The organism is Cellulomonas sp. Marseille-Q8402, from assembly GCF_965119525.1.
This window is the reverse complement of the sequence record NZ_CBCPLX010000001.1, coordinates 2,335,418-2,357,251: the sequence shown is the minus strand read 5'-3', so window position 1 is coordinate 2,357,251 and position 21,834 is coordinate 2,335,418. Positions and strand designations below refer to the sequence as shown.

Annotated in this window: 25 protein-coding genes; 11 read left to right on the top strand and 14 right to left on the bottom strand. The window is 75.7% G+C overall.

What is annotated here, in order from left to right; translation table 11 throughout:
* The first annotated feature begins 103 nt into the window (after window positions 1-103).
* Window positions 104-685 (top strand): DUF2510 domain-containing protein, encoded by a 582-nt coding sequence (locus ACWPWW_RS10940; protein WP_454050327.1) that lies wholly within the window; start codon window positions 104-106, stop codon window positions 683-685.
* Between the two features lie 99 nt (window positions 686-784).
* On the opposite strand, the gene ACWPWW_RS10935 is transcribed toward ACWPWW_RS10940, so the two are convergent.
* From ACWPWW_RS10935 to ACWPWW_RS10925, 3 genes are all read right to left on the bottom strand, one after another.
* Complete coding sequence (locus tag ACWPWW_RS10935) at window positions 785-1,897, bottom strand: NADH:flavin oxidoreductase/NADH oxidase (protein WP_454050326.1); 1,113 nt, start codon at window positions 1,895-1,897, stop codon at window positions 785-787.
* Between the two features lie 83 nt (window positions 1,898-1,980).
* Window positions 1,981-2,835 (bottom strand): mycothiol transferase, encoded by an 855-nt coding sequence (locus tag ACWPWW_RS10930; RefSeq protein WP_454050325.1) that lies wholly within the window; start codon window positions 2,833-2,835, stop codon window positions 1,981-1,983.
* A gap of 31 nt (window positions 2,836-2,866) precedes the next feature.
* On the bottom strand, window positions 2,867-3,796 hold the full coding sequence (locus ACWPWW_RS10925) for an NERD domain-containing protein (RefSeq protein WP_454050324.1): 930 nt from the start codon (window positions 3,794-3,796) through the stop codon (window positions 2,867-2,869).
* 87 nt (window positions 3,797-3,883) lie between these two features.
* Between ACWPWW_RS10925 and ACWPWW_RS10920 the strand changes: the two genes are divergently transcribed.
* Window positions 3,884-4,270, top strand: coding sequence for a VOC family protein (locus ACWPWW_RS10920; RefSeq protein ID WP_454050323.1), 387 nt, complete (start codon window positions 3,884-3,886; stop codon window positions 4,268-4,270).
* Between the two features lie 20 nt (window positions 4,271-4,290).
* Here the strand turns inward: ACWPWW_RS10920 and fni are convergent, their stop codons facing one another.
* The 6 genes from fni to ACWPWW_RS10890 are packed head-to-tail and all read right to left on the bottom strand — an operon-like array spanning window position 4,291 to window position 10,125.
* Window positions 4,291-5,376 (bottom strand): type 2 isopentenyl-diphosphate Delta-isomerase, encoded by a 1,086-nt coding sequence (gene fni, locus ACWPWW_RS10915; RefSeq protein WP_454050322.1) that lies wholly within the window; start codon window positions 5,374-5,376, stop codon window positions 4,291-4,293.
* Window positions 5,373-6,476: a phosphomevalonate kinase gene (locus ACWPWW_RS10910; protein ID WP_454050321.1), complete on the bottom strand. Its 1,104-nt coding sequence runs from the start codon at window positions 6,474-6,476 to the stop codon at window positions 5,373-5,375. Before ACWPWW_RS10910 ends, fni begins: the two co-directional genes overlap by 4 nt.
* A complete protein-coding gene (gene mvaD / locus ACWPWW_RS10905) occupies window positions 6,473-7,468 on the bottom strand; it encodes a diphosphomevalonate decarboxylase (protein WP_454050320.1) in 996 nt (331 codons plus the stop codon). Before mvaD ends, ACWPWW_RS10910 begins: the two co-directional genes overlap by 4 nt.
* Complete coding sequence (gene mvk, locus ACWPWW_RS10900) at window positions 7,465-8,460, bottom strand: mevalonate kinase (RefSeq protein ID WP_454050319.1); 996 nt, start codon at window positions 8,458-8,460, stop codon at window positions 7,465-7,467. The genes mvaD and mvk overlap by 4 nt, the downstream gene beginning before the upstream one ends.
* A complete protein-coding gene (locus ACWPWW_RS10895; RefSeq protein ID WP_454050318.1) occupies window positions 8,457-9,809 on the bottom strand; it encodes a tripartite tricarboxylate transporter permease in 1,353 nt (450 codons plus the stop codon). Before ACWPWW_RS10895 ends, mvk begins: the two co-directional genes overlap by 4 nt.
* A gap of 58 nt (window positions 9,810-9,867) precedes the next feature.
* Window positions 9,868-10,125, bottom strand: coding sequence for a hypothetical protein (locus ACWPWW_RS10890; protein WP_454050317.1), 258 nt, complete (start codon window positions 10,123-10,125; stop codon window positions 9,868-9,870).
* A 233-nt stretch (window positions 10,126-10,358) separates the two neighbouring features.
* On the opposite strand from ACWPWW_RS10890, the gene ACWPWW_RS10885 reads away from it, so the two are divergent.
* The gene (locus tag ACWPWW_RS10885) at window positions 10,359-11,252 is read left to right on the top strand and encodes an SDR family oxidoreductase (protein ID WP_454050316.1); all 894 of its coding nucleotides are present in this window, start codon (window positions 10,359-10,361) and stop codon (window positions 11,250-11,252) included.
* Between the two features lie 10 nt (window positions 11,253-11,262).
* Here ACWPWW_RS10885 and ACWPWW_RS10880 read toward each other — a convergent pair whose 3' ends face one another.
* Both ACWPWW_RS10880 and ACWPWW_RS10875 read right to left on the bottom strand, forming a co-directional pair.
* Complete coding sequence (locus ACWPWW_RS10880) at window positions 11,263-12,003, bottom strand: uracil-DNA glycosylase (protein WP_454050315.1); 741 nt, start codon at window positions 12,001-12,003, stop codon at window positions 11,263-11,265.
* Between the two features lie 108 nt (window positions 12,004-12,111).
* Complete coding sequence (locus tag ACWPWW_RS10875) at window positions 12,112-12,732, bottom strand: L-threonylcarbamoyladenylate synthase (protein ID WP_454050314.1); 621 nt, start codon at window positions 12,730-12,732, stop codon at window positions 12,112-12,114.
* A gap of 439 nt (window positions 12,733-13,171) precedes the next feature.
* Here ACWPWW_RS10875 and ACWPWW_RS10870 point away from each other — a divergent pair, with 439 nt between their 5' ends.
* The 6 genes from ACWPWW_RS10870 (at window position 13,172) to ACWPWW_RS10845 (ending at window position 17,012) form a co-directional block, all read left to right on the top strand.
* On the top strand, window positions 13,172-13,312 hold the full coding sequence (locus ACWPWW_RS10870; RefSeq protein ID WP_454050313.1) for a hypothetical protein: 141 nt from the start codon (window positions 13,172-13,174) through the stop codon (window positions 13,310-13,312).
* A gap of 116 nt (window positions 13,313-13,428) precedes the next feature.
* Window positions 13,429-13,617 (top strand): hypothetical protein, encoded by a 189-nt coding sequence (locus tag ACWPWW_RS10865; protein WP_454050312.1) that lies wholly within the window; start codon window positions 13,429-13,431, stop codon window positions 13,615-13,617.
* 119 nt (window positions 13,618-13,736) lie between these two features.
* A complete protein-coding gene (locus ACWPWW_RS10860; RefSeq protein WP_454050311.1) occupies window positions 13,737-14,183 on the top strand; it encodes a hypothetical protein in 447 nt (148 codons plus the stop codon).
* Entirely contained in the window at window positions 14,168-15,244 is a 1,077-nt protein-coding gene (locus ACWPWW_RS10855) for a peptidoglycan-binding domain-containing protein (protein WP_454050310.1), read from the top strand. The genes ACWPWW_RS10860 and ACWPWW_RS10855 overlap by 16 nt, the downstream gene beginning before the upstream one ends.
* Window positions 15,241-15,885, top strand: a complete 645-nt coding sequence (locus tag ACWPWW_RS10850) for an ABC transporter ATP-binding protein (RefSeq protein WP_454050309.1) — start codon at window positions 15,241-15,243, stop codon at window positions 15,883-15,885. Before ACWPWW_RS10855 ends, ACWPWW_RS10850 begins: the two co-directional genes overlap by 4 nt.
* 74 nt (window positions 15,886-15,959) lie before the next feature.
* Window positions 15,960-17,012 carry an FtsX-like permease family protein gene (locus tag ACWPWW_RS10845; RefSeq protein ID WP_454050308.1) on the top strand — a complete coding sequence of 351 codons (1,053 nt, stop codon included), beginning with the start codon at window positions 15,960-15,962 and terminating at the stop codon, window positions 17,010-17,012.
* Window positions 17,013-17,016: 4 nt separating this feature from the next.
* Here ACWPWW_RS10845 and ACWPWW_RS10840 read toward each other — a convergent pair whose 3' ends face one another.
* Window positions 17,017-17,616, bottom strand: a complete 600-nt coding sequence (locus ACWPWW_RS10840) for a class I SAM-dependent methyltransferase (protein WP_454050307.1) — start codon at window positions 17,614-17,616, stop codon at window positions 17,017-17,019.
* A gap of 92 nt (window positions 17,617-17,708) precedes the next feature.
* The gene (locus ACWPWW_RS10835; RefSeq protein ID WP_454050306.1) at window positions 17,709-18,173 is read right to left on the bottom strand and encodes a hypothetical protein; all 465 of its coding nucleotides are present in this window, start codon (window positions 18,171-18,173) and stop codon (window positions 17,709-17,711) included.
* Between the two features lie 105 nt (window positions 18,174-18,278).
* On the opposite strand from ACWPWW_RS10835, the gene ACWPWW_RS10830 reads away from it, so the two are divergent.
* Both ACWPWW_RS10830 and ACWPWW_RS10825 read left to right on the top strand, forming a co-directional pair.
* A complete protein-coding gene (locus ACWPWW_RS10830; protein WP_454050305.1) occupies window positions 18,279-19,301 on the top strand; it encodes an aldo/keto reductase in 1,023 nt (340 codons plus the stop codon).
* Window positions 19,298-19,729, top strand: coding sequence for a MerR family transcriptional regulator (locus ACWPWW_RS10825; RefSeq protein WP_454050304.1), 432 nt, complete (start codon window positions 19,298-19,300; stop codon window positions 19,727-19,729). Before ACWPWW_RS10830 ends, ACWPWW_RS10825 begins: the two co-directional genes overlap by 4 nt.
* 10 nt (window positions 19,730-19,739) lie before the next feature.
* On the opposite strand, the gene ACWPWW_RS10820 is transcribed toward ACWPWW_RS10825, so the two are convergent.
* Window positions 19,740-21,815: an elongation factor G gene (locus ACWPWW_RS10820; protein ID WP_454050303.1), complete on the bottom strand. Its 2,076-nt coding sequence runs from the start codon at window positions 21,813-21,815 to the stop codon at window positions 19,740-19,742.
* Window positions 21,816-21,834 lie beyond the last annotated feature (19 nt).

The window sequence follows — 21,834 nt, the reverse complement described above, 5'->3', positions numbered from 1 at the left end:
GCGCCGGAGGTGTCCGGCGGGTTACGAGATCGCGCGCTGCGCCGAACGGGGGAAGCCGTCGTCCGGGGGTCATGCCGGGCGGCCCGGGTACCGAGAGGGAGGCATGACCGAGGCCCTGCCGCTCCCGCCGCCCGGGTGGTACCCCGACGGGGTGACGTCGGGCGTGCTGCGCTGGTTCGACGGCACCGGCTGGACGGAGCAGACGGCTCCCGCGGCACCCGTCGCGGCAGCCGTGCCTGTCGCGGCACCCGCCGCCGACGCCGACCTGCCCGCCCGCGTCGGCGCGCACACCGCCGCGGGGGTCGTCGCGCCCGCGCACGCACGCCGTCCGGGCCCGGCCCCGGCGCCCGTGCGGCAGCCGCACGCCGCCGCGCCGGGCTGGGTGCCGCCCGCCACCGCCTGGTACCCCGAGCCCCCGCGCGTCGGCGAGAGCCCGCGCGACCCGGTGCACTGGCTGGTGCCCACGGGCCGGTCCTGGCAGTCGATCGTCGCCGGCTACGTCGCACTGCTCGCCCTGCTGGTGTGGCCGCTCGGCCCCGTCGCGCTCGGCCTCGGCCTGTGGGCGATGCGCCGCGGGAACGCCGGCGGGCACGGCCGCGGCCGGGCGGTGTTCGCGATCGTCGTGGGTGTGCTGGCGACGATCGCGCTGGTGCTGGCGATCGGGTCGGCGGTGCTGACCGGCTGAGACGCCGAGCGGGTCCGGGACACGGTGAGCGGGCACCCACGGGATGCTCGCTCGCCGCGTCCCGCGCTCACTCGCGGATGTGGGGTGCGCGCCGCAGCGTCAGGCCCAGGAGCCCCGCGCGTACTGGACCGGCCAGCCCGTCGGCTGGTCCGGCAGGACCGTCGCGGCCGCGTCGCCGGCGTGCTCGAGCACCGGCGTCTTGTCGTCCAGCGCGTGCGCGGCGCGCAGCGGCCAGTGCGGGTCGAACAGCGCGGGCCGGCCCAGCATGACGACGTCCGCGGAGCCCTCGGCCAGGACCTGCTCGGCCTGCTCGGCGGTGGTGATGAGGCCGACCGCCGACGTCGCGACCCCGGCGGTGTCCCGGATCGCGCGCGCCGCGGGCACCTGGTAGCCGGGGCCGACCGGGATCGTCGCGTGCACGTTGCCCCCGGTCGACACGTCGACCAGGTCCACGCCGTGCTCGCGCAGCCAGACGGACACCTGCGCGACGTCCTCGACGGTCAGCCCGCCCTCGGTCCAGTCGGTGGCCGAGACGCGCACCAGCAGCGGGCGGTCCTCGCCCAGCACCGCGCGGACGGCGTCGACCGTGTCGAGCAGCAGCCGGGCGCGGTCGGCGAGCGTGCCGCCCCACCGGTCGGTGCGCGCGTTGGACAGCGGCGACAGGAACTGGTGCAGCAGGTAGCCGTGCGCCGCGTGCACCTCGACCAGGTCGAACCCGGCGTCGAGCGCGCGGCGGGTCGCGGCGGCGAACTGCCCCGGCACGGCCTCGACCTGCTCGGTGGTCATCGCCTGCGGGGCGGCGTAGCCGGCGAACGCGAGGTCCGACGGCCCGACGGTCTCCCAGCCACCGGCCTCGGCCGGCACGGTGCCGTGGCCCTCGCCGAACCCGCGGTAGGTGGACGCCTTGCGCCCGGCGTGCGCGAGCTGGACGCCGACGACGGCGCCCCGGCTGCGGACGAGGTCGGTGATCCGGCGCCACCCGGCGACCTGCTCGTCGTTCCAGAGGCCGACGTCCTGCGGGGAGATCCGGCCCTCGGCGACGACGGCCGTCGCCTCCGTCAGCACGAGGCCGAACCCGCCGACCGCGCGGGCGCCGAGGTGGGCGAGGTGCCAGTCGGTCGGCACCCCGTCGCCGTCGGCGGAGTACTGGCACATCGGCGCCAGCCAGGCACGGTTGCGGAACGTCGTGCCGCGCAGGGTCAGGGGAGACATCAGGAGGCTCACGCCAGACCGGAACGGCGCCGCGGTCGGTGGTCATTCCGCCGACGGAGCGGTCGTGACGCAGGTCACACCCGTTACTCGCCGACCTCGCCGTCGACGGCCTCGCGGAGCAGGTCCGCGTGCCCGTTGTGCCGGGCGTACTCCTCGACCATGTGGGTGACGACCCAGCGCACGCTCGGCGCGCGGCCGTCCGGCCAGCTCCGCGCGACGGGGGCGTCGGGCCCGCCCGCCGCGAGGGCCGACGCGAGCAGCTCCCGGGACCGCTCGACCGACGACCGCCACAGGGCCCGCAGCTCGTCGGGGTCGTCGTCCGCCGCCGAGTGCCACTCCCAGTCCCGGTCCGCGGACCAGTCGACGGACCGCCACGGCTCGGCGCGCCCCCGGTCGTGCAGCGTGCGGGAGAACCAGTCGTCCTCGACGTACGCGAGGTGCTTGAGCAGGCCGCCGAGCGTCATCGTCGTCGGCGGCAGGGCGGCGGCGAGACCCGCGGCGTCGAGCCCGCGCGTCTTCCACTCGAGCGTGGCGCGGTGGAAGTCGAGGAACCCGAGCAGCGTCGTCATCTCGTCCCCGTCGATCACCGGCTCCGGGCGACCCTGGTCGTCCAGCACCACCTCCGGCTCGACGGGCGGGTCGGCGGTGATGTCGAGCTCGCGCGCGGCGGCGGAGATCTGCCGGGCGAGGGCCACGTCGCGGGCGCTCAGCCCGCCGACGTCGTGCGAGACCAGGCGCAGGGTGACGGCGGGGTACCGCAGGTCGACGTCCGGGTGGTGGTCCGCCGCGTCGGCGAGCTCCCCGACGGCGTCGACCAGCTCGACCCCGGCCGCGAACGACCCGGTGCGGAACCGCGCGGTCGCGCCGCCGGGTCCGACCCGCCAGTCGTCGACGCCGTCGGCCGCGCGGAACTGCTCGGGAGTCACGAGGTCGCCCATGCCGCCACGCTAGACCCGTGCGGGGCCGGGGTCAGCCCGCGGCGTCGAGCCAGGCCAGCAGGAAGTTGCCCGCAGTCAGCAGGCCGAGCACCGCCAGGCCGAGCCGCAGCATCCCGTCCCCGGTGCCGGCGCGGGTGGCGGGCGCGGACTCCGGGCCGTCGACGGCGGCGTCCGCCTGGTCGTGCAGGCCGGCGACCGCGTGGTTGCGGGGCTGGACGTACGGGGGGACCCGGTCGGACGGCCGGCTCGTGCCGCGCGCGGGTGCGGGCCGGGTCGCGACGTCCGGCGACCGCCAGACCGCGGACGGGCGGAACACGTCGTCCACCGTCAGCTGCTCGGGACTCGCCGCACCGCCCAGCTCGGCGACGAGGTAGTCGGACACGAGGGCGACGTCCTCCGGCGTGAACCGCTCGGGGAGGGCCGAGAGGTGCGCGGCGAGCTGCGGCTCCCCGACCACGGTCCCGCCGCCCCGGGCCGCCACCGGCTCGAGGTCCCGGCCGGCGAGGCAGAGCACGGCGTGCACGGCCAGCCGGTGCGTGGGTGCGAGCAGGGCGGTGACGGCGCCGGCGGCGTCGGCCACCGCGCTGACCTCGGGGGTGCGACCGTAGCCCTGGTGCCGCAGGGTGCCGTCGACGACGGCGACCTCGCCGCCCCAGCGCAGCGTCTCGACGACGACGACGCCGCCCGGTCCGACGGCCACGTGCTCGACGGTCGTGCGGGTGCGACCGGGACGGTGCAGGTCGCGCAGGACGACCCAGCCCGCGGGTGCGGCGCTCGCCAGCGCGCGGGTGGTGCCCGCCGCCTCGGCCGCGCTGCCCCGGAGCCAGGAGTCGAACCAGTCGTCGGTGCGGTCGACCTCGGGGCGCGCCGAGGGCACGCCGCGCTCCGCGGCCTCGCCGCGTCGCAGTGCCCGCCGGCGCGCGCGCCGCGCGGTCCGGTCGGTGCCGGTGCCCAGATCCATCTCCCTCACCCCAGGAGACCTATCGACACGTGAGGGCGCGGTGCTGAGCAGAAAGGGCCGACGACGTGCAGACGTACGCTCGACCGCATGGCCGCACTGCGCGACGTCGTCGTCGACTGCCAGCACCCCGCGCCGCTCGCACGGTGGTGGGCGGCCACGCTCGACGGCTACCGGGTCGCCCCGTACGACGACGCGGAGCTCGACCGCCTGCGCGCGGCGGGCGTGGACGACCCGGAGGACGACCCGTCGGTCCTGGTCGAGCCGGTGTCCGGCACGGGCATGCGGCTGTGGTTCACCCGCGTGCCGGAGCCGAGGACGGGCAAGAACCGCCTGCACCTCGACCTGACCGTGCCGGACCTCGCGTCGGGCGTCGACGCCCTGGTGGCGCGGGGCGCGTCGGTCCTCGCGCGGCACGACGGCTGGACCGTGCTGGCGGACCCGGAGGGTGACGAGTTCTGCGTCTTCCCCGCGTGACCGCCGGTCTGCGCGTCCCCTCAGAGGCCGCTGCGCCGCGCGTACGCCGCCGCGTCGACCCCGCGCAGCTCGCAGAACTCGCGCACGGGACCGGTGATCAGCAGGTCCACCCGCCGCAGGTCCGCCACCGAGTGCGCCCCGAGCAGCGTCATGATGTCGCCGACCTGCGTCAGCCAGGTGCGGATCCGCTCCACGAGCGCCGCCTCGCCGTCGGTGAGGAGCACGCGCAGGAAGCCGCCCGCCACGCCCACGGCGGTCGCGCCGAGCGCCAGCGCGCGGACCACGTCCAGCGGGTGCCGCACGCCGCCGGACGCGAGCAGGTCGACGCCCGGCACCGACGACGCGTCCAGCAGGCCCTCGACCGCCGACTGCCCCCACGCCGCGAGGTAGTCCATGCCGCCGTCGTCGCGGCGCGCCGACTCGATGGCCGTGAAGTCGGTGCCGCCGCGTCCGGAGACGTCGACCGCCGCGACGCCGAGGTCGCGGAGCTGGGCGACCGTGCCGCGGCTCATGCCCGCGCCCACCTCCTTGACCACGACGGGGACGCCGACGCCGTCGACGATCGCGGCGATGTGGTCGGCCCAGCGCGTGAAGTCGCGGTCGCCCTCCGGCATCACGATCTCCTGCGCGGGGTTCACGTGGACCTGCAGGCCGTCGGCCTCGAGGATCTCCACGGACCGCCGCGCCTGGGCCGGCGAGAGGTTCGCGTTGACGTTGGCCAGCACGAAGCCGTCGGGGTTGAGCTCGCGCAGCACCCGGAAGGACGGGATCGCCGCGGGCTCGCGGTGCAGGATGCCCGTCGACCCGGAGGCGATCGGGACGCCGGTCTCGCGGGCGGCGAGCGCCAGCGCGCGGTTGATCGTCTCGGTGTAGGCGGTGCCGCCCGTCATGCCGTTGATGTAGAGCGGCACGTCCCAGGCCAGGACCCGGCCCTCGGTGCGCAGCGAGACCCGCGACCGGTCGCCGGCGGCGAGCGGGTGGTTCATCGGGCGGACGTGGTCGAAGTCGTGGGCCCCGGGCTCGGCGTGCTGCGCGATCGCCAGCCGGACGTGGTCGTCCTTGCGGCGGGCGTCCTGCGCGGACAGGTGCGTGTCGTCGGTGGTCACCGGGCCTCCTCCCGCGGAGGCTGCACCCGCAGCGACAGGTGCCGCACGTCGGACAGCTCCCAGTCGCGCAGCATCGGCTCGAGGTCCGTGTCGGCGTCCACCAGCACGATGCCGCAGTCACCACCGCCGGCGCCAGAGGACTTGGCGGCCGCGCCGACGCTCTCCGCGGTCTCGCAGAGGGTGCGCAGCGCGGGCGTCTCGATGTCGACCCCCGCGGCACCGGCCAGGGAGGTCAGCAGCCCGCGCGCCCGCCGGATCTGCTCCTTGGCGGCCGGGGCGTCGTCCCGCTCGATGGCGTCGGCCAGCGCGTCGACGCACGCGCGCGAGGCGGCGAGGAAGTCGGGGTAGTGGCTCTCGGCGGCGCCCTTGCGGGACTGCATCGCCTCGACCAGGCGCGTGGTCGACGCCGGGACGCCGGTCCACCCGACGACGAGCCGCATCGACCGCGGCGTGGGCAGCCGGCGGACGGACAGACCCGGCCAGTCCGCCTCGAGCAGCGCGCTCAGCGGCCGGGCGGCCCCGGAGTCCTGCGCGGCGGCCTGGGCGGAGCGCAGCCACTCGCGGTCGAGCGCGGCGTACCGGATCCAGCCGCCGTAGAGGCTGGCCGCGACGTCGCCGCCGGAGCCCATCGGGTTGACCGCGACGGTCGCCAGCAGCGCGAGCCGCAGCAGCCGCTCGGTCGGCAGCGCCAGCTCGTAGAACCGGTCGAGCGCGCGCACGGTCGCCGCGGTGACGGCCGCCGACGAGCCGAGGCCGAACTTGCGGCCCGACTGGTCGTCGAGCTCGGAGGAGATGGTGATGTCGTAGAACCCGAGCGTGCGGCCCTGCTCGGCGGCGAACCGCTCGACGACGTCGATGGCGGCGAGGACGTAGTCGAACGGCCGGCTGTCGTGGTCGAGCACCACGCGGTGGCCGTCGCGGCGCCAGACCACGGGCAGGCGGCCGTACTGGTCGGAGGCGATGGAGCCGGCGCCCTCGGCGGGCGCGAGCCGGACGGTCACGTGCCGGTCGACGGCCACGAGCACCGCGGGGTACCCGGCCTCGACGACGGCGTACTCCCCGGCGACGAACAGCTTCCCGGACGCGGAGACCTCGATCACGCGGCACCTCCGGCGGTCACGCGCAGGTCGGGCCCGGGCCGGGCGGTGACGACGCGGCGGGTGCCGCCCTCGGACAGGGCCTCGGCCACGGCGGGCAGGTCGGCGCCGGCGCACAGCACCTTGACGTTCGGGCCGGCGTCGATCGTCGCCCAGCAGGGCAGGCCGTCCGCGCGCAGCGCCAGCACCTGGTCGAGGACGGCGACGGTGTGCGCCGTCCAGTACCGGACCGGGGGCCGCGCGCCGAGCATCGTCGCGTGCATCCGCAGGGCGTTCGACTCCGCGAGCTCGCCGAGGGTGGCGAGGTCGCCCGCCGCGACGGCGTCGAGCATGAGCGTGACGTCGCGCTCGGTGGCCTCGGTCCAGGCGCCGAAGAACGGCGAGGTCTCGACGGTCCGGCGCATCGCGACCCGGCTCGACACGGACTTGGGGCCCGCGTCCAGCACGACGACCGCCATCGCGGGGTCGAGCGCGCCACCGGCCTCGCCGCCGGGCACGGGCTCGGCGAACGAGGACGCGTCGTCGGTGCCCGCGTGCCAGACGACCAGGCCGCCGAAGACGGACCGCGCGGCCGAGCCGGAGCCGCGCCGGGCCAGCCGGGACAGCGCGCGCGGGTCGAGGTCCAGGCCGTAGGCGGTGGCCGCGGCACCGGCGAGCGCCGCGAACCCGCTCGCGGACGAGGCCAGGCCGGCGCCGGTGGGCACGGTGGACGCCGACGTCACGGAGGCGTGCACCGCGGAGCCCGCGAGCGACCGGACCAGGTCGAGGAACCGCCGCACCCGCACGACCTCGCCGTCGGACATGGGACGGCCGTCGAGCACGCCCGTGTCCTCGGCCGCGTCCGGGTCCAGGGTGACCGTGGTCGTCGCGTGGAAGGCGTCCAGGGTCAGCGACAGGCTGGACGTCGCGGGGAGCGCCAGCACCTCGTCCCGCTTGCCCCAGTACTTGGCGAGGGCGATGTTCGCGTGCGCGACGGCGGTCGCGGAGTTCGTCATCCGAGGGACACCTGGGCGGGAGCGGCGGGATGCCGCGCGTCGGTCCGGTGCAACCAGGTGCGCGCCGCGCCCGCGCGGCGCAGGGCAGCGGCGATCTTACCAGCGGAGGCGGTGTCGGCCGCGAGCGCCAGGAGGCATCCGCCCTGGCCACCGCCGGTGAGCTTGGCGCCGAGCGCCCCGGCCGCGAGGGCCGCGCCGACCAGCCGGTCGAGCTCCGGGGACGAGACGCCGAGCTCGGCCAGCGCGCCGTGCGCCCGGGTCATCCGCGCGCCGAGCTCCCGCGGCCGGTCGAGCGCGAGGTCGTCCACGGTGTCCCGGGTGATCTGGCCGAGCTCCGCGATCAGCTCCGCCCCGCGGGCGGGGTGCCGCTCGCGGAACGAGCGGACGTCGGCGACGGCGACCCGGGTGCGGCCGTGCACGCCGGTGTCCGCGACGACGAGGTGCGCGCGCAGCTGCAGGTCGAGGGGCCGGATCTCACCGGCCTGGAACCAGACCGGCTCCGTCGAGGCGGTGGTGCACGCGTCGAGCCCGCTCGGGCTGCCGTGGGCGACGCGCTCGCCGACCTGGACGAGGTCGAAGTGCTCCGCCTTGGTCAGCGCCCGGCCGGCCAGGTCGGCCAGCGCGAGGGCGAGCGCCCCGGCGGTGGCGGCGCTCGACCCCAGGCCGCGGGCGGCGGGGATGGTCGACTCGGTCGACAGCACGATGCCGGTGTGCGGCATCCCGAGGTGGTCCAGCGTCGCCTCGACGGCGGCGCGCGGGGCGGCGAGCTGCTCGGGCGCGTCGGCGAGCGGGCCGGAGTACAGCACCGACTCGAGCGTCAGGGGACCGTCCTCGCGGCGCGCGGTGGCGCGCATCGGGAGGCTGGCCAGGGGCAGCGCGATGGCGGGCTCGCCGTAGACGACGGCGTGCTCGCCCACCAGGATCGCCTTGGCGCGGGTGTGCCCGGTGCCGGTGCTGCGCGGGTGCGTGCTCGGGATGGTCCTGCTCCTCACATCAGGTGGGCGACGAACCACGGGGCCGCGTACAGCGACATGAACTGCACCCCGAAGTTGACGCCCAACCGGTTCAGCGTGCCGCACGTGAGCCCGACGAGCAGCACGGCGAAGACGTTCACGATCCCTGCGTCCAGGTAGGCCAGGAGCAGGACGAAGACGACGAACAGCGCCAGCACGGCCTCGTGCGGCACGTACCGGGTGACGACGGCGGTCAGCCGGAACGAGTAGCGCACGGCCAGCACGTACGACAGCACCAGCGCGAGCACGCCGCCGACCAGCACCGCGACCACGAACTGCCCGGTGGTCAGCATGTGGTGCAGGTTGTCGTCGAGCGTCAGCACCGGGGGCGCGTTGAACAGCGCGTTGGCGGGGCCGACCGCCACGGGGGACAGGGGCAGGCCGATCGCGAGCAGCGGGATGATCACGCCCGCCAGGTACGTCGAGTGCGCGAGCGCGGCCATCGCCGTGACCGCGCGGGACGACCGCTCGGCCGGCTGCTTCGCCCGTCCGCCGGCGGCCTCGCCCATGAGCAGCGTGAGCGCCACGGGGCTGAGGAAGAACAGCGGCGTCGACGCGGCGGACACGGCGGCGCTGGTGCCGAGCTCGGCACGGGTCAGCAGCCGGCGCGGGCTCAGCGGGGCGCCCTTCAGCTCGGACCGGGTGATCCGCACGGGGGTCCGCCCGGCGCGGGGCAGCGCCGCCCGCAGCGTGGGGTTCAGCAGGGTGGTCAGGCTGAGCAGCAGCGGGCCGGCGGTGATCGACAGGAAGAACGACACCGTGATGGTGCCGTCCTCCGGCAGCACGCCCGTCTGCCGGTAGAGCGCCTGGACCCCCTGGAACAGCAGGCCGAGCGGGATGATCGCGAGCAGCGACAGCACCTTGTTCCGCCCGAGCAGCGCCAGGACGACGGCGCCGCCGACGAACAGCAGCGACCCGTACTCCCGCAGCTGGTCGGCGAGGGGCGTGATGGCCCGGGCGATCAGCAGGGCCAGCGGGATCGCCACGAGCGTGCCGACGACGGAGCCCGCGGCCATCTTGCGGATCGTCTCGGCGGACCGGCCCTCCCGCTTGAGCTGCAGCGCGTGGTCGATCATCGGGGCGGACAGCACGCCCCCGGGCAGGCCGACCAGCGCGGTGGGGATCGAGTTGGTCAGGTTCAGCGTGACGACCGCGGCGATGAAGAACGCCAGCACGATCTGCGGGTCGGTGCCCGCGAGGACGAGGGCCAGCGTCACCGGCAGCAGGACCGACGTCTCGTCGGTCCCCGGGATGAACCCGATCAGGGTGTACAGCGCGACGGCGGCCAGCACGGCGCCGACCATCGGCAGCAGCAGGGAGAGGTCCACAGAGGTCTTTCGGTGCGGGGCGCGGGCCCGGATGGGTGCGCCGGGTGTGAGGTCGGGCTCAGTCGGCGGGCCGGCCGGCCTCCGCGTCGTCGTCGGCCACGATGCGCACGTCCCGCTTCGGGCGCACCAGCGCCACCGCGCCGCCGAACCCGACGACCGAGCCGCCGAGGCCCCAGAAGAACTCCGACCCGTCCAGGGCCCGCCCGATCAGCACCGCCGCGACCGTCGCAGCCGCGACCACGGCCAGCGCCACGACGAGGTCGCGCATCGACACGCGGTCGCCCCAGATCTCGACGTACTGCTCGTCCTCGGTCACGTCTCTCCTGCTCTCGCGGTCCGGACCGCCACCCTAGGGCTCCGCCTGCGGGGAGCCTGTGCGGCCGGTGTGCGTGCCACGTGCACGTGCCGGGCACGCGTGCGGACGGCCGGGGCCACTGTGCGCGGGAGCCGGGGCGCGCGGCAACTCGGGACGACGCGCCGGCCGGTGACACGCCGACGGTTCACCCGCTCCGGTGGCGCTCGGCCCGGGAGTGCGGACGATGGATGAGCATGAGCGACCAGACGACTCCCCAGGACCCGACCAGCCAGCACCCGCAGCCCGAGCAGCCCGCGCAGGACCTCGAGCACCCGGGCCTGACGGCTGACATGCAGCAGCAGCCCGACCACGGCGAGGACTCGTACGTCGGCTCCGGCCGGCTCGAGGGCCGGCGGGCGCTCATCACCGGCGGCGACTCCGGCATCGGCCGCGCCGTCGCCCTGGCCTTCGCCCGCGAGGGCGCCGACGTCGCCATCGTGTACCTGCCCGAGGAGGAGCAGGACGCGCAGGAGACCGTGCGGCTGGTCGAGGACGCCGGTCGCAAGGCCGTCACCTGCCCGGGCGACCTCCGCGACGAGCAGTTCTGCCGGCAGGCGGTCGAGCGCGCGGTCTCCGAGCTGGGCGGCCTCGACATCCTCGTGAACAACGCGGCGTACCAGATGTCCCAGGACAACGGCCTGCTCGACCTCACCACCGAGCAGCTCGACCGCACGATGAAGACCAACGTCTACGCGCTGTTCTGGGTGACCAAGGCAGCACTCCCGCACCTGCGAGCGGGCGCGAGCATCATCAACACCACCTCGGTGCAGGCCTTCCAGCCCAGCCCGCAGCTGATCGACTACGCGGCGACCAAGGCGGCGATCCTCAACTTCACGAAGGCGCTCGCCCAGCAGGTCGCCGAGCAGGGCATCCGGGTCAACGCCGTCGCCCCGGGGCCCATCTGGACCCCCCTGATCCCGGCGACGATGCCGGAGGAGAAGGTGCAGGAGTTCGGCGCCGACACCCCGCTGGGCCGCGCCGGGCAGCCGGCCGAGCTCGCGCCGGCGTACGTGTTCTTCGCGAGCCAGGAGTCGAGCTACATCACCGGCGACCGCATCGGCGTGACCGGCGGCCGCCCGCTCAGCTGAGCAGGCGTCGTCAGGCCGCCAGCTCCCGCGCGCGGAGCAGCACCGCGTCGAGCATCTCCGGCGTGAGGCGGCCCGTGAAGGTGTTCTGCTGGCTGACGTGGAAGCAGCCGAGCACCGTGAGGCGGTCCGCGGTGCCGGGGTGGTCCAGCACCGCCTCGGCACCGTGGCCGAACCGCGGTCGCGGTCGCGGCACCGCCCACCCCTGCTCGGCGAGCGTGCGCAGCAGCGCGTCCCAGCCGAACGCGCCCAGCACCACGGCGACCCGCGGCCGGACGACCTCGAGCTCGCGGGCGAGCCACGGGCCGCACCGGTGCCGCTCCTCGGGCAGCGGCTTGTTGTCCGGCGGCGCGCAGTGCACCGGCGCGGTGATCCGGACCCCGGTCAGCGTGAGGCCGTCGCCGGCGTGCGTCGAGGTCGGCTGCGACGCCATCCCGACGCGGTGCATCGCGGCGAACAGGAAGTCGCCCGACCGGTCGCCGGTGAACATCCGGCCCGTCCGGTTCGCGCCGTGCGCCGCGGGAGCCAGGCCGACCACCAGGACGGCGGCGTCGGGGTCGCCGAACCCCGGCGCGGGCCGGGCCCAGTACTCCTGGTCCCGGTAGGCGGCGCGCTTCACGGTGGCGACGTGCTCGCGCCACGCCACCAGCCGCGGGCACGCCCGGCACTCGACGAGGGCGCCGTCCAGCTCGGCGAGGTCCCGGGCCCGCGGCGCCGTGGCGGCGGGGAACCCGGGGTCGTCGGGCCCGCTCACCGGTGCCGCCCCGTCGTGAGGTCGTCACTCGTGCACGAGGTCGTCCCGCAGGACCGACGACCTCGTGCGCCGATGACGACCTCGAGGGCGAGCGCGGGCACGGGCACGTCAGGCGAAGCGGTCCGGGTCGCCCGCGCCGACGCGGACCACGTCGGGGTAGCCCTCCGACCAGTCGACGACCGTGGTCGGCTCGGTGCCGCACTCGCCGGCGTCGACCACGGCGTCGACCACGTGGTCGAGCTCCTCCTTGACGGTCCAGCCGTCGGTCTGCGGCTCCGAGTCGCCCGGCAGGATCAGCGTCGAGGACACCAGCGGCTCCCCGAGCTCCCGCAGCAGCGCCTGCACGACGCGGCTGTCGGGGATGCGGACGCCGACGGTCTTCTTCTTGGGGTGCGCGAGCCGCCGCGGCACCTCCTTGGTCGCCGGGAGGATGAACGTGTACGGCCCGGGCGTCGCCGCCTTGATCGCGCGGAACGGCGCGTTGTCGAGGCGGACGAGCTGCCCGAGCTGGGCGAAGTCGGCGCACATCAGCGTGAAGTGGTGCCGGTCGTCCAGGTGCCGGATGGACCGGATCCGGTCGGCGCCGGTGTGGCTCTCCATGCGGCAGCCGAGGGCGTACCCGGAGTCGGTGGGGTAGGCGATCAGCGCGTCGTCGCGGAGCAGCGCGACCAGCTGGCCGATCGAGCGGGCCTGCGGGTCGTGGGGGTGGACGTCGAAGAACCGGGCCATGCCGTCGAGACTAGGGCTCGCGCTGCTGCGACGGGAGCCGGCGGTCCCGCACGCGTTCACGTCGGCCGGCGCCGAACGACGCGCAGAAAATGCCGAAATGTTCCGGATGGCGTGCGCCAGAAGATGGGGTTGTCCATTCCTGAAACCCGTGGATAGCGTTCTTGTGCCTGGTGAGGTGCGGCTGCTGCAGCCGCCCGCAGCGTCAGGTCAGCCGCACGTCATGTCCCTTCCGGGACGACCGTCCACCTCGAAGGAATGGTTCGACATGCGATCTCGACACTCCGTCGCAGCGGGAGCCCTCGCGTCCCTGCTCATCCTCGGCACCGTGGGGGTTCTTCCTGCGGCGGCAGACGACAAGCGCGGAGATGCGGCTCGGTGCCCCAGCGGGCGCCAGCACGTCATCACCTCGAAGACCACCGGCGCGACCACGCACCGCGACGTGACACGAGCCCGGTCCTGGGACAAGGGCACCGGCACCAACGTCACCAAGACCACCCGAACAGGCTCCGAGGCCGCCTACACGTGGCAGATCGTCTCGGGGACGGTCAGCACGGGGGGTGACTCGTGCAGCATCCTCTGAGCCGGCGACGTGCGTCCCGGGCGGCCTCGACCGTTCTTCTGGCGGGGACGCTGGCTCTCGTGGGTGCGGCGGCCTCCGACGCAGCATCCACGCAGACCATGTTCGAGCGGGGTTGCGTGCTCCGTGAGGTCATCGTGGCCTCGCAGACCACGGGGCAGACCACCCACCGCGCCGACGGGAAGTCGTGGGACAAGGGCGTGAAGTCGAACGCCGGGGCGACCACGTACTCCGGTCAGCAGTACGTGGTCCAGGCGAGCGTCACCGCGGCGACGAGCATCTACTCGGCGGGGACCAGGTGCTCGTGACCGCTCTCGCGACCGCCGCGCGTCGAGGCCTCGTCGTCGCGAGTGTGGCGGTCGCGACCGCCGGGTGCGCGCCCGACGGGGGTGCGGCACCCGAGGTGCCCTTCGAGCGTCCCGGGTGGATGGCGGAGCAGGCACAGCGTCAGGCCGAGTACCGCGAGGGTCTGCAGGCGTGCGTGACCGCGAGGGGTTGGAACGTCACCGTCGACGGGGCGGGCGGCGTCGTCGAGCCGTTCGACGACGCGGACTACCCGCTCTGGGAGGCGGACAGGGACGCGTGCCGGGGTGAGCTGGGTCTCGGTGCTGCGATGGGCGCGCTGACCCGTGAGCGCGCCGCCCTGGTCTACGAGCGCCAGGTCGACACCTGGCGGTGCGTGCGCGACGCGGGCCACGAGGTGCCGCCACCACCGTCGGAGGAGGCGTTCGTCGAGGAGCTCACGGGATCCGGGGAACGGGGCGCACCGGGGGCGACGGAGTGGGGGCCGTACGGCGATCTGCCCCGGCGGCTGCCGGCTGCGGAGATGAACGAGCTGGTCGAGGAGTGCCCGGAGCCGTGGTGGGCCGACTGAGGAGCACGGACCGGCGCCGCACCGCGGCAGCGTGGCTGCTGGCCTGCGTCGTCAGCGCGTGCGCCGGGGTGGCGGCTGGGTGGCAGCTGCTCGGACCGGCGCCCGCCGCCGGCGGCGGGGAGGTCCAGCGCCTGACGTACACGGTGCAGGAGGGATCCGTCGGTCGGACGGCCTCCTACACCGCGCACGCCGCGCGCGAACGCGTGCCGCTGGGGGTCGTGCCAGGCGGAGGTGTGATCACCGGGCACGGTGCTGCACGCGGCGAGCTCGTGGAGCCCGGTGCGGTCCTGCTGCGCGTGGACGAGCGTCCGGTGGTGGCTCTGCTGGGCGCCGTGCCCTCGTACCGCGACCTCCAGGAGGGCGACGCAGGGGAGGACGTCCGTCAGCTCCAGGCCTACCTGCGCGACGCCGGGCACCTGCGCGCGCAGGCCGACGGCGTGCTGGGCCCGTCGACGGTCCGCGCCGTCCGTGCCTGGCAGCGCTCGCTCGGGGTCGCGCCCGACGGTGTGGTGCGAGCGGGGGACGTCGTCTTCACCTCAGCACTTCCCGCGTGGGTCGAGCTCGGTGACGACGTGGGGATCGGCGCGCGGGTGGAGGCGGGTGCCGACCTCGGCGTCGCGCAGGTCGGCGACCCCGCGTTCGCACTCGTCGCCGAGGAGGGACAGCGCCGCCTGCCCGGGCCGGGTGAGACGGTGACCGTCGTCGTCGGGGAGACGCGGTGGGCTGCGGCGACGGGTACGGCCATCGCCGACGCCGACGGCCGCCTGACCGTACCGCTGGCCGGGCCTGACGGTGGGCCCGTGTGCGCGGACGCGTGCGGGCTCGTCCCGCTGTCCGAGGGGGTCGCGGTGCTGACCGCCGAGGTCGTCGTCGTCCCGGAGGCGTCCGGCATGGTGGTCCCGGTCGCTGCGCTGCGCACCGGACCGGGAGGTGCGGTGTCCGTCGAGCTCGCCTCGGGTGCGGAGGCAGCCGTGCGCGTCCTCGCGGCGGACGGCGGCCTTGCCGTGGTCGAGGGCCTCTCCGCCGGTCAGGTGCTGGTGATGTTCGCGGAGGAGCCGTGACGCGGCTGCACGTCGAGGACCTGACCTTCGGGTACCGCGCCGCCGGTCGGCCTGTGGTCGACGGGCTGACGGCGACCTTCCCGGACGCCGCCACCACGGTCGTGACCGGCCCGTCGGGCTCGGGCAAGTCGACGCTGCTGTACCTGCTGGGTCTCCTCCTGCAGCCAGATCGCGGCGTGGTGCTGGTCGACGGTGTGCCGGCGAGCGGGCTGCCCGACCCCGAGCGGTCCGCGATCCGGAGCCGCCGCGTCGGATTCGTGTTCCAGGACGCGTTGCTCGACCCGTCGAGGTCCGCACTGGACAACGTGCTCGAGCCCGCTGTCTTCGCAGGCGTCCCGCGAGCGGCGGCGCGGGCCCGGGCAGTGCAGCTGCTGCACCGGATGGGCGTGGGGCACCGCGTCGCGCACCGCCCCGGGCAGATGTCCGGCGGTCAGGCCCAGCGCGTCGCGCTGTGCCGGGCGCTGCTGCTCTCACCGGGACTCGTGCTCGGGGACGAGCCCACGGGGAACCTGGACACCGCGAACGCGGACGTGGTGTGGTCCGCGCTCAGCGATGCGGCGGCGGAGGGTGCCACGGTGGTGGTGGCGACGCACGACCCGCGCCTGGTCGAGCGCGCCGACCACCGCGTGGAGCTGCGGTGACGGGCGTCGCGCGACCCTCCCGACCCGGGGCGACGATCGCGGCCGAGGCGGTGCGGAGCGTGCGGGCGCAGTGGGTGACGAGCGTCCTCGTCGCCGTGCTCGCCGCGACGGTCGCGCTCCTGGCGTCGTCCACCGCCGGGCGGTCCGACGCCTCCCGCCGAGCGGTCCTCGACACCGTCGACGGACTGGGGTCCGCCCTGGTGGTCGTGAGCGACGTCGGCGCCGAGCCGGTGCTCGACGGACGGTTCGTCGCCGCGGTCGAGGGGGTGGAGGGAGTCACGTGGGCGTTCGGCCTCGGTCCGGTCGTCGACGTCGCGAACGCCGCGCTGCAGGTGGGTGCCGTCGGCGTGCCGCTGCGTCCGGTGGTCGGCGGACTTCCGGCCGAGCTGGAGCTGCGCGCCGGGCGGCTTCCCGTGCCGGGTGAGGCGTGGGTCGGGGAACGGGCGCAGGCAGCGCTCCGGATGGCCGTGCCGGCAGGGAGCCTCGCCACGGCCGACGCACGGGTGGCGGTCGTCGGGGGCTACACGGCTGCGGGGCCGCTGGACCGCTTGGCGGACCTCGCGCTGGTCGTGCCGGAGGGCGACCCGGCGGGTACCCGGCTGCTGCACGTCTACGTCCGCGCCGAGGGCCCGGAGTCGGTGGCCGCCGTAGCGGAAGCCGTCCGGAGCCTGCTGCCGGCCGACGGGGCCGACGGCGACGCCCTGGACGTGGAGACGTCGGCCGGCGTCGTGGCGCTGCGGGAAGCGCTGGCGGAGCGGCTCGACCGGGACGCTCTGGTCCTGCTCGCGACCGTGCTCGCCTGCGGCGTCGTCGTGTCGTTTGTGGTCACGTGGATGAGCACGCTCGCTCGACGTACCGATCTGGGCCGACGGCGAGCGCTCGGTTCGACCCGGTCTGCCGCCGTCGTGATCGTCGTGCTGCACACCGGCCTCGCGGCGCTCGGGGGTGCGGCCATCGGTGTGGCTGCCGGAGCCGGCATCGCCGCGCAGGCGGCAGGTCGAGCACCGGGGGCCGGGTTCCTCGCCGCGGTGCTCGTCCTGACCGTCCTCAGCACCGTCGCCGGTTGCGTGGTTCCCGCGGTCGCGGGCGCGCGGTCCGACCCGGTGCGGGTACTCCGGGTGCCGTAGCGGCTCAGCCCAGCACCGCGACCAGGAAGTCGGCGTCCGCGTCGAAGGGCCGCAGGTCCCAGGTCGAGAACCGGTGCTGCACCCGGAGCCCCGCCTCCCGCGCGTCGAGGTCCAGCGCCTCGAACGCGTACCCGCGCCCGGCGCCGAACCCGATGACCAGCCGCCCGCCGGGGACCAGGTGCGCGCGGATCCGCCGGAGCACCGCGACCTCGGTGCCGGGCGCGACGAACGTCAGCACGTTCCCGGCCATGACCGCGACGTCGAACGGCTCGGGCACGCCCGCCGCGGGCAGGTCGAGCTCGGCGAGGTCGCCGACGTGCCAGTCGCCGTCGGGGTGGTCGGCGCGGGCGGCCTCGACCAGCAGCGCGTCCACGTCGACCCCGACGACGGTGTGACCGCGCCGGAGCAGCTCGCCGCCGACGCGCCCGGGGCCGCTGCCGGCGTCGAGCACCCGCGACCCGCGCGCGAGCATCGCGTCGACCATCCGGGCCTCGCCTGCCAGGTCGGCCCCCTCGGCGGCCATCGTCCGGAACCGCTCGACGTACCAGGCCGACCGGTCGGGGTTCTGCTGGCCGATCTGCTCCCAGCGGGTTGGCTGGCGCATGGCGCTCCTGAGGGTGGCGGGGACGACGACGGGCGGCACCGAGCCTAGTCAGGTGCCGCCCGCGTCCTGTCCCGGGCCGATGCGTCCGAGGGTCAGTGCGTGACGGCCTTCTTCGCCTTCTTCGCGGCCTTCACGCCGGCCTTCTTGGCGGAGGACGTCACGGCGTCGATCAGGTACGACGCGGCGGCACCGAAGATGATGACGTCCTTGGCGACGGCGACGCCCTGCTCGCTGGGCCGGGGGTCGCTCGCGCCGCGGCGCAGCCCCGGGGTGCGGGCGTACATGCCGACCAGCCCGGCGGAGAACGCGGTGAACCCGGTCGCGACGACCACGCGGGGCAGCACCGGCACCAGCAGGGCGGCGCCCAGGCCGATCTCGGCGGCGGCGAGCGCCTTGGTGAACGTCTTCGGGTCGATGTCGGCGAGGAACGGGTACGCGCCGGCCGCCATGCCGTGCAGGCCGCCCGCGGTGTCGTCGTCGGCGCCCAGCTTGTCGACGCCGGAGCTCAGGATGTACGCGCCGGCACCGAGCCGGATCGGGAGATGGCGGAGCTTCACGGGTCCTCCTCGGAGAGTGCGGGTGTGCCTCGACGCTACGGCCGGACGCCCCGGTCTGCGCGGTGGGTTGACTTCGAGCGCGCTCCAAGGAGGACGGTCGACCGCATGAGCCTCTCGACCCGCACCCTCGGCAGCGCCGCGCACGGCACCGCCCTCACCGTCTCCGCCCTCGGGCTCGGCTGCATGGGCATGTCCGAGTTCTACGGCGCCACGTCCGCGCCCGGCTCCGACCAGGAGCGGGAGTCCGTCGCGACGATCCACCGGGCGCTGGACCTGGGCGTGACGCTGCTCGACACGGCGGACATCTACGGCCCGCACACCAACGAGCGCCTGGTCGGGCGGGCGATCGCCGGCCGCCGGGACGAGGTCGTGCTGGCGACCAAGTTCGGCATCGTCCGCGACCCGGACCCCTCGGTCACCACGCGGTCCGTCGACGGGCGCCCGGAGTACGTGCGAGCCGCCCTGGACGCCAGCCTGCAGCGGCTCGGCGTCGACCACGTCGACCTGTACTACCTGCACCGGATGGACCCGCGGGTGCCGGTCGAGGACACGATGGGCGCGCTGGCCGAGGCCGTGCGGGCCGGCAAGGTGCGGCACCTCGGCCTGTCCGAGGCCGGCGCGGCCACGATCCGCCGCGCGCACGCCGTGCACCCGCTGACGGCGGTGCAGACCGAGTACTCGCTGTGGACGCGCGACGTCGAGGCCGAGGTGCTGCCGACGCTGCGCGAGCTCGGCATCGGGCTGGTGCCGTACTCGCCGCTGGGCCGCGGCATGCTGACCGGCGCGATCACGACGGCGTCCGACCTGGCGCCGGACGACTTCCGGCGGGCGAACCCCCGGTTCGCCGGCACGGCGTTCGACGCGAACCGCGCCCTGGTGGAGCGGGTGCAGGCGCTCGCGGCAGCCCGCGGGACGACGGCGGCGCAGCTCGCGCTCGCCTGGGTGCTCGCGCAGGGCGACGACGTCGTGCCGATCCCCGGCACGCGGCGGGTGCGCTACCTCGAGCAGAACGTCGGGGCCGCGGAGCTCCGGCTCACCGGCGACGACCTCGCGGCGCTCGCGGACGCCGTGCCGCCGGACGCCGTCGCCGGCGACCGGTACCCCGACATGAGCACCATCGGGCGGTGACGAGGCGCATGCTGGTGACCGTGACCGACGACCGCACGCTCACCATCGCCGAGGCCGCCGCGGCGACCGGGCTCTCGCCGCACACGCTCCGCTACTACGAGCGCGACGGCCTGCTGCTGGACGACGTGGCACGCGCGTCGTCGGGGCACCGGCGGTACACCGAGCGCGACCTCGGCTGGCTGCACCTGCTCACCCGGCTGCGCTCGACCGGCATGCCGATCCGGGAGATCCGGGCGTACGCGGAGCTGGTGCGGCAGGGCGACGGCACGGAGCCGGAGCGGATGGCGATGCTGCAGGCGCACCGGGACGCGGTGCGCGCGCAGCTCGCGGAGGTGACGGAGCACCTGGCCGCGATCGAGATGAAGATCGACGTCTACGCCGGGCGGCTCGGCACCGGCACCCCGGTCCCGGAGGCGGTCGCGGGCTGAGCCGGCGTGCTCACGCCCGGGCCAGGTGGCCCGGGCGGACGTCGTAGCCGCCGGGCGCGAGCACCACCTCGCCGCGCCCGCCGGCGAGCGCCCGCAGGTCCAGCGCGTACCGGACCACCTCGGCCTCGGGCACCACGGCCTCGATCCGCACCCGCCCGTCGTCGGTGGTGCTGCTGGCGGTGATCCGCCCGCGCCGCCCGGACAGGTCGCCCAGCACGTCGCCCTGCGCCTCGGGCGGCACCACCACGGTCACGTGCAACGTCGGCTCGAGCAGCACGGTGCCGGCGGAGGCGAGCGCGGCCCGCACGCCGGCGGCGGCCGCCGTGCGGAACGCCATGTCGGAGGAGTCGACCGCGTGCGCCTTGCCGTCGTGCACCTCGACCTCGACGTCGACCACCGGGTGCCCGAGCGGACCGCCGGCGGCGAGCGCCTCGACCGCGCCGCGCTCGACGGACGGCAGGTACGACCGCGGCACGGCGCCCCCGACCACGGAGTCGACGAACGCGAAGCCCGACCCCGGCGGCCGCGGCCGCAGCCGCAGCTGCACCACGGCGAACTGCCCGTGCCCGCCCGACTGCTTCTTCAGCCGACCCTCGGCCTCGGCGGGCGCGGCGAGCGTCTCCCGGTAGGCGATCCGCACCGGCTCGGTGGTGACGTGCACGCCGAACACCCGGGCGAGCCGCTCGACGGCGACCGCGAGGTGGGCGTCGCCGAGCCCGCGCAGCACCGCCTGGTGCGCCGTCCGCTCCACCCGCAGGGTGGGGTCCTCCGCGGCGAGCCGGGTCAGCGCCGCGGACAGCTTGTCGTCGTCGGCCTGGCTCACCGGCACCAGCGCGACGCCGAGGACCGGAAGCCGCTCGGGCAGGCCCGCCGGCCGCACGGGCTGGGCGCGGGCGGCCAGCAGGGTGCCGGTCGAGGTGGCAGTCAGCTTGGCGACGGCCGCGATGGCCCCGGCCGGGACGACGTCCACCGGCAGGTGCTCCCGGCCGCGGAGCCGGAACAGCCCGTGCAGCCGTTCCTCGGCGCCGGTGCTCGTGCTGACGAGGCGGTCGCCGGGCCGGACCGTGCCGGACAGCACCTTGAACACGGACACCTGCCCCACGAAGGGGTCGGCGACCGTGCGGAACACGTGCAGCACCGGCTCGCCGGCGGGGTCCGCGGGCAGCTCGGTGGTGGGCCCCTGGTCGCCGCCCACCCGGAGCCGCGCCGGCCGGTCCGCGGGCGACGGCCCGATCTCGCACACCAGGTCCGCCAGCCGGTCGACGCCCACGCCGGTGGCCGCGGACACGACCAGCACCGGCACCGCCGCACCGCCGGTGACCTCCCGGGCCAGGGTCCGCTCCAGGTCCGCGGCGTCGGGCTCGTCGCCCGCCAGGTAGCGCTCCAGCTGGTCGTCGTCGTGGGCGACGATCTCCTCCGTCACCTCGTCGTGCAGCCGGTGCTCCTCGTCGGCGACGTCGTCGGGGAGGGCGCAGTCCTGGTGCCGGCCGTCGGGCGTGTAGTCGAGGCCCCGGTCGGACAGGACGTCGGCGACGCCGTGCAGCGCCTGCTCCTCGCCCAGCGGCAGCTCGAGCGGCACCACGCCGGCCGGGTCGTGGCCGGTGCGGGCCGCGAGGTCGCGCACCTGGCCGAGCACCCGGTGGAAGTCCGCGCGGGCCCGGTCCTCCTGGGAGACGACGACGAGGCGGGGGATCCCCGCCTCGTCGCACCGCCGCCACGCCGCCTCGGTCCCGGACTGGACCCCGTCGACGGCGCTCACCACCACCACCGCGAGGTCCGCGACGGACAGGGCCGCGTCGACCGCCCCCGCGAAGTCGGGCGACCCCGGGGTGTCGAGCAGGGTGACGCGGTGCGGGCAGCCCTGGCTGCAGGTCCAGTCGAGGTCGGCCACGCCGAGCGCCACGGAGGAGCCGCGGGCCACCTCCTCGGGCTCGTGGTCGCAGACCGTCGAGCCGTCCTCGACCCGCCCCGCCCGGGGGACGGCCCCGGCGCGCAGGAGCAGGGCCTCAGCGAGTGTCGTCTTGCCCGATCCGCCGTGGCCGACGAGCGCCACGTTCCGGACCGTCGGCGTCGTTGCCGTGTCCATCGAGGTCTCCTGGTGGGTG

What these genes read in the sequence shown, in the direction of transcription:
- ACWPWW_RS10860 (WP_454050311.1), top strand. Translation starts at nt 13,737, where the DNA reads ATGGCGGAGCAGGCACAGCGTCAGGCCGAGTACCGCGAGGGTCTGCAG.
- ACWPWW_RS10885 (WP_454050316.1), top strand. Translation starts at nt 10,359, where the DNA reads ATGAGCGACCAGACGACTCCCCAGGACCCGACCAGCCAGCACCCGCAG.
- ACWPWW_RS10925 (WP_454050324.1), bottom strand. Translation starts at nt 3,796, where the DNA reads ATGGATCTGGGCACCGGCACCGACCGGACCGCGCGGCGCGCGCGCCGG.
- ACWPWW_RS10940 (WP_454050327.1), top strand. Translation starts at nt 104, where the DNA reads ATGACCGAGGCCCTGCCGCTCCCGCCGCCCGGGTGGTACCCCGACGGG.
- mvaD (WP_454050320.1), bottom strand. Translation starts at nt 7,468, where the DNA reads ATGACGAACTCCGCGACCGCCGTCGCGCACGCGAACATCGCCCTCGCC.
- ACWPWW_RS10830 (WP_454050305.1), top strand. Translation starts at nt 18,279, where the DNA reads ATGAGCCTCTCGACCCGCACCCTCGGCAGCGCCGCGCACGGCACCGCC.
- ACWPWW_RS10930 (WP_454050325.1), bottom strand. Translation starts at nt 2,835, where the DNA reads ATGGGCGACCTCGTGACTCCCGAGCAGTTCCGCGCGGCCGACGGCGTC.
- ACWPWW_RS10820 (WP_454050303.1), bottom strand. Translation starts at nt 21,815, where the DNA reads ATGGACACGGCAACGACGCCGACGGTCCGGAACGTGGCGCTCGTCGGC.
- ACWPWW_RS10935 (WP_454050326.1), bottom strand. Translation starts at nt 1,897, where the DNA reads ATGTCTCCCCTGACCCTGCGCGGCACGACGTTCCGCAACCGTGCCTGG.
- ACWPWW_RS10875 (WP_454050314.1), bottom strand. Translation starts at nt 12,732, where the DNA reads ATGGCCCGGTTCTTCGACGTCCACCCCCACGACCCGCAGGCCCGCTCG.
- ACWPWW_RS10840 (WP_454050307.1), bottom strand. Translation starts at nt 17,616, where the DNA reads ATGCGCCAGCCAACCCGCTGGGAGCAGATCGGCCAGCAGAACCCCGAC.
- ACWPWW_RS10920 (WP_454050323.1), top strand. Translation starts at nt 3,884, where the DNA reads ATGGCCGCACTGCGCGACGTCGTCGTCGACTGCCAGCACCCCGCGCCG.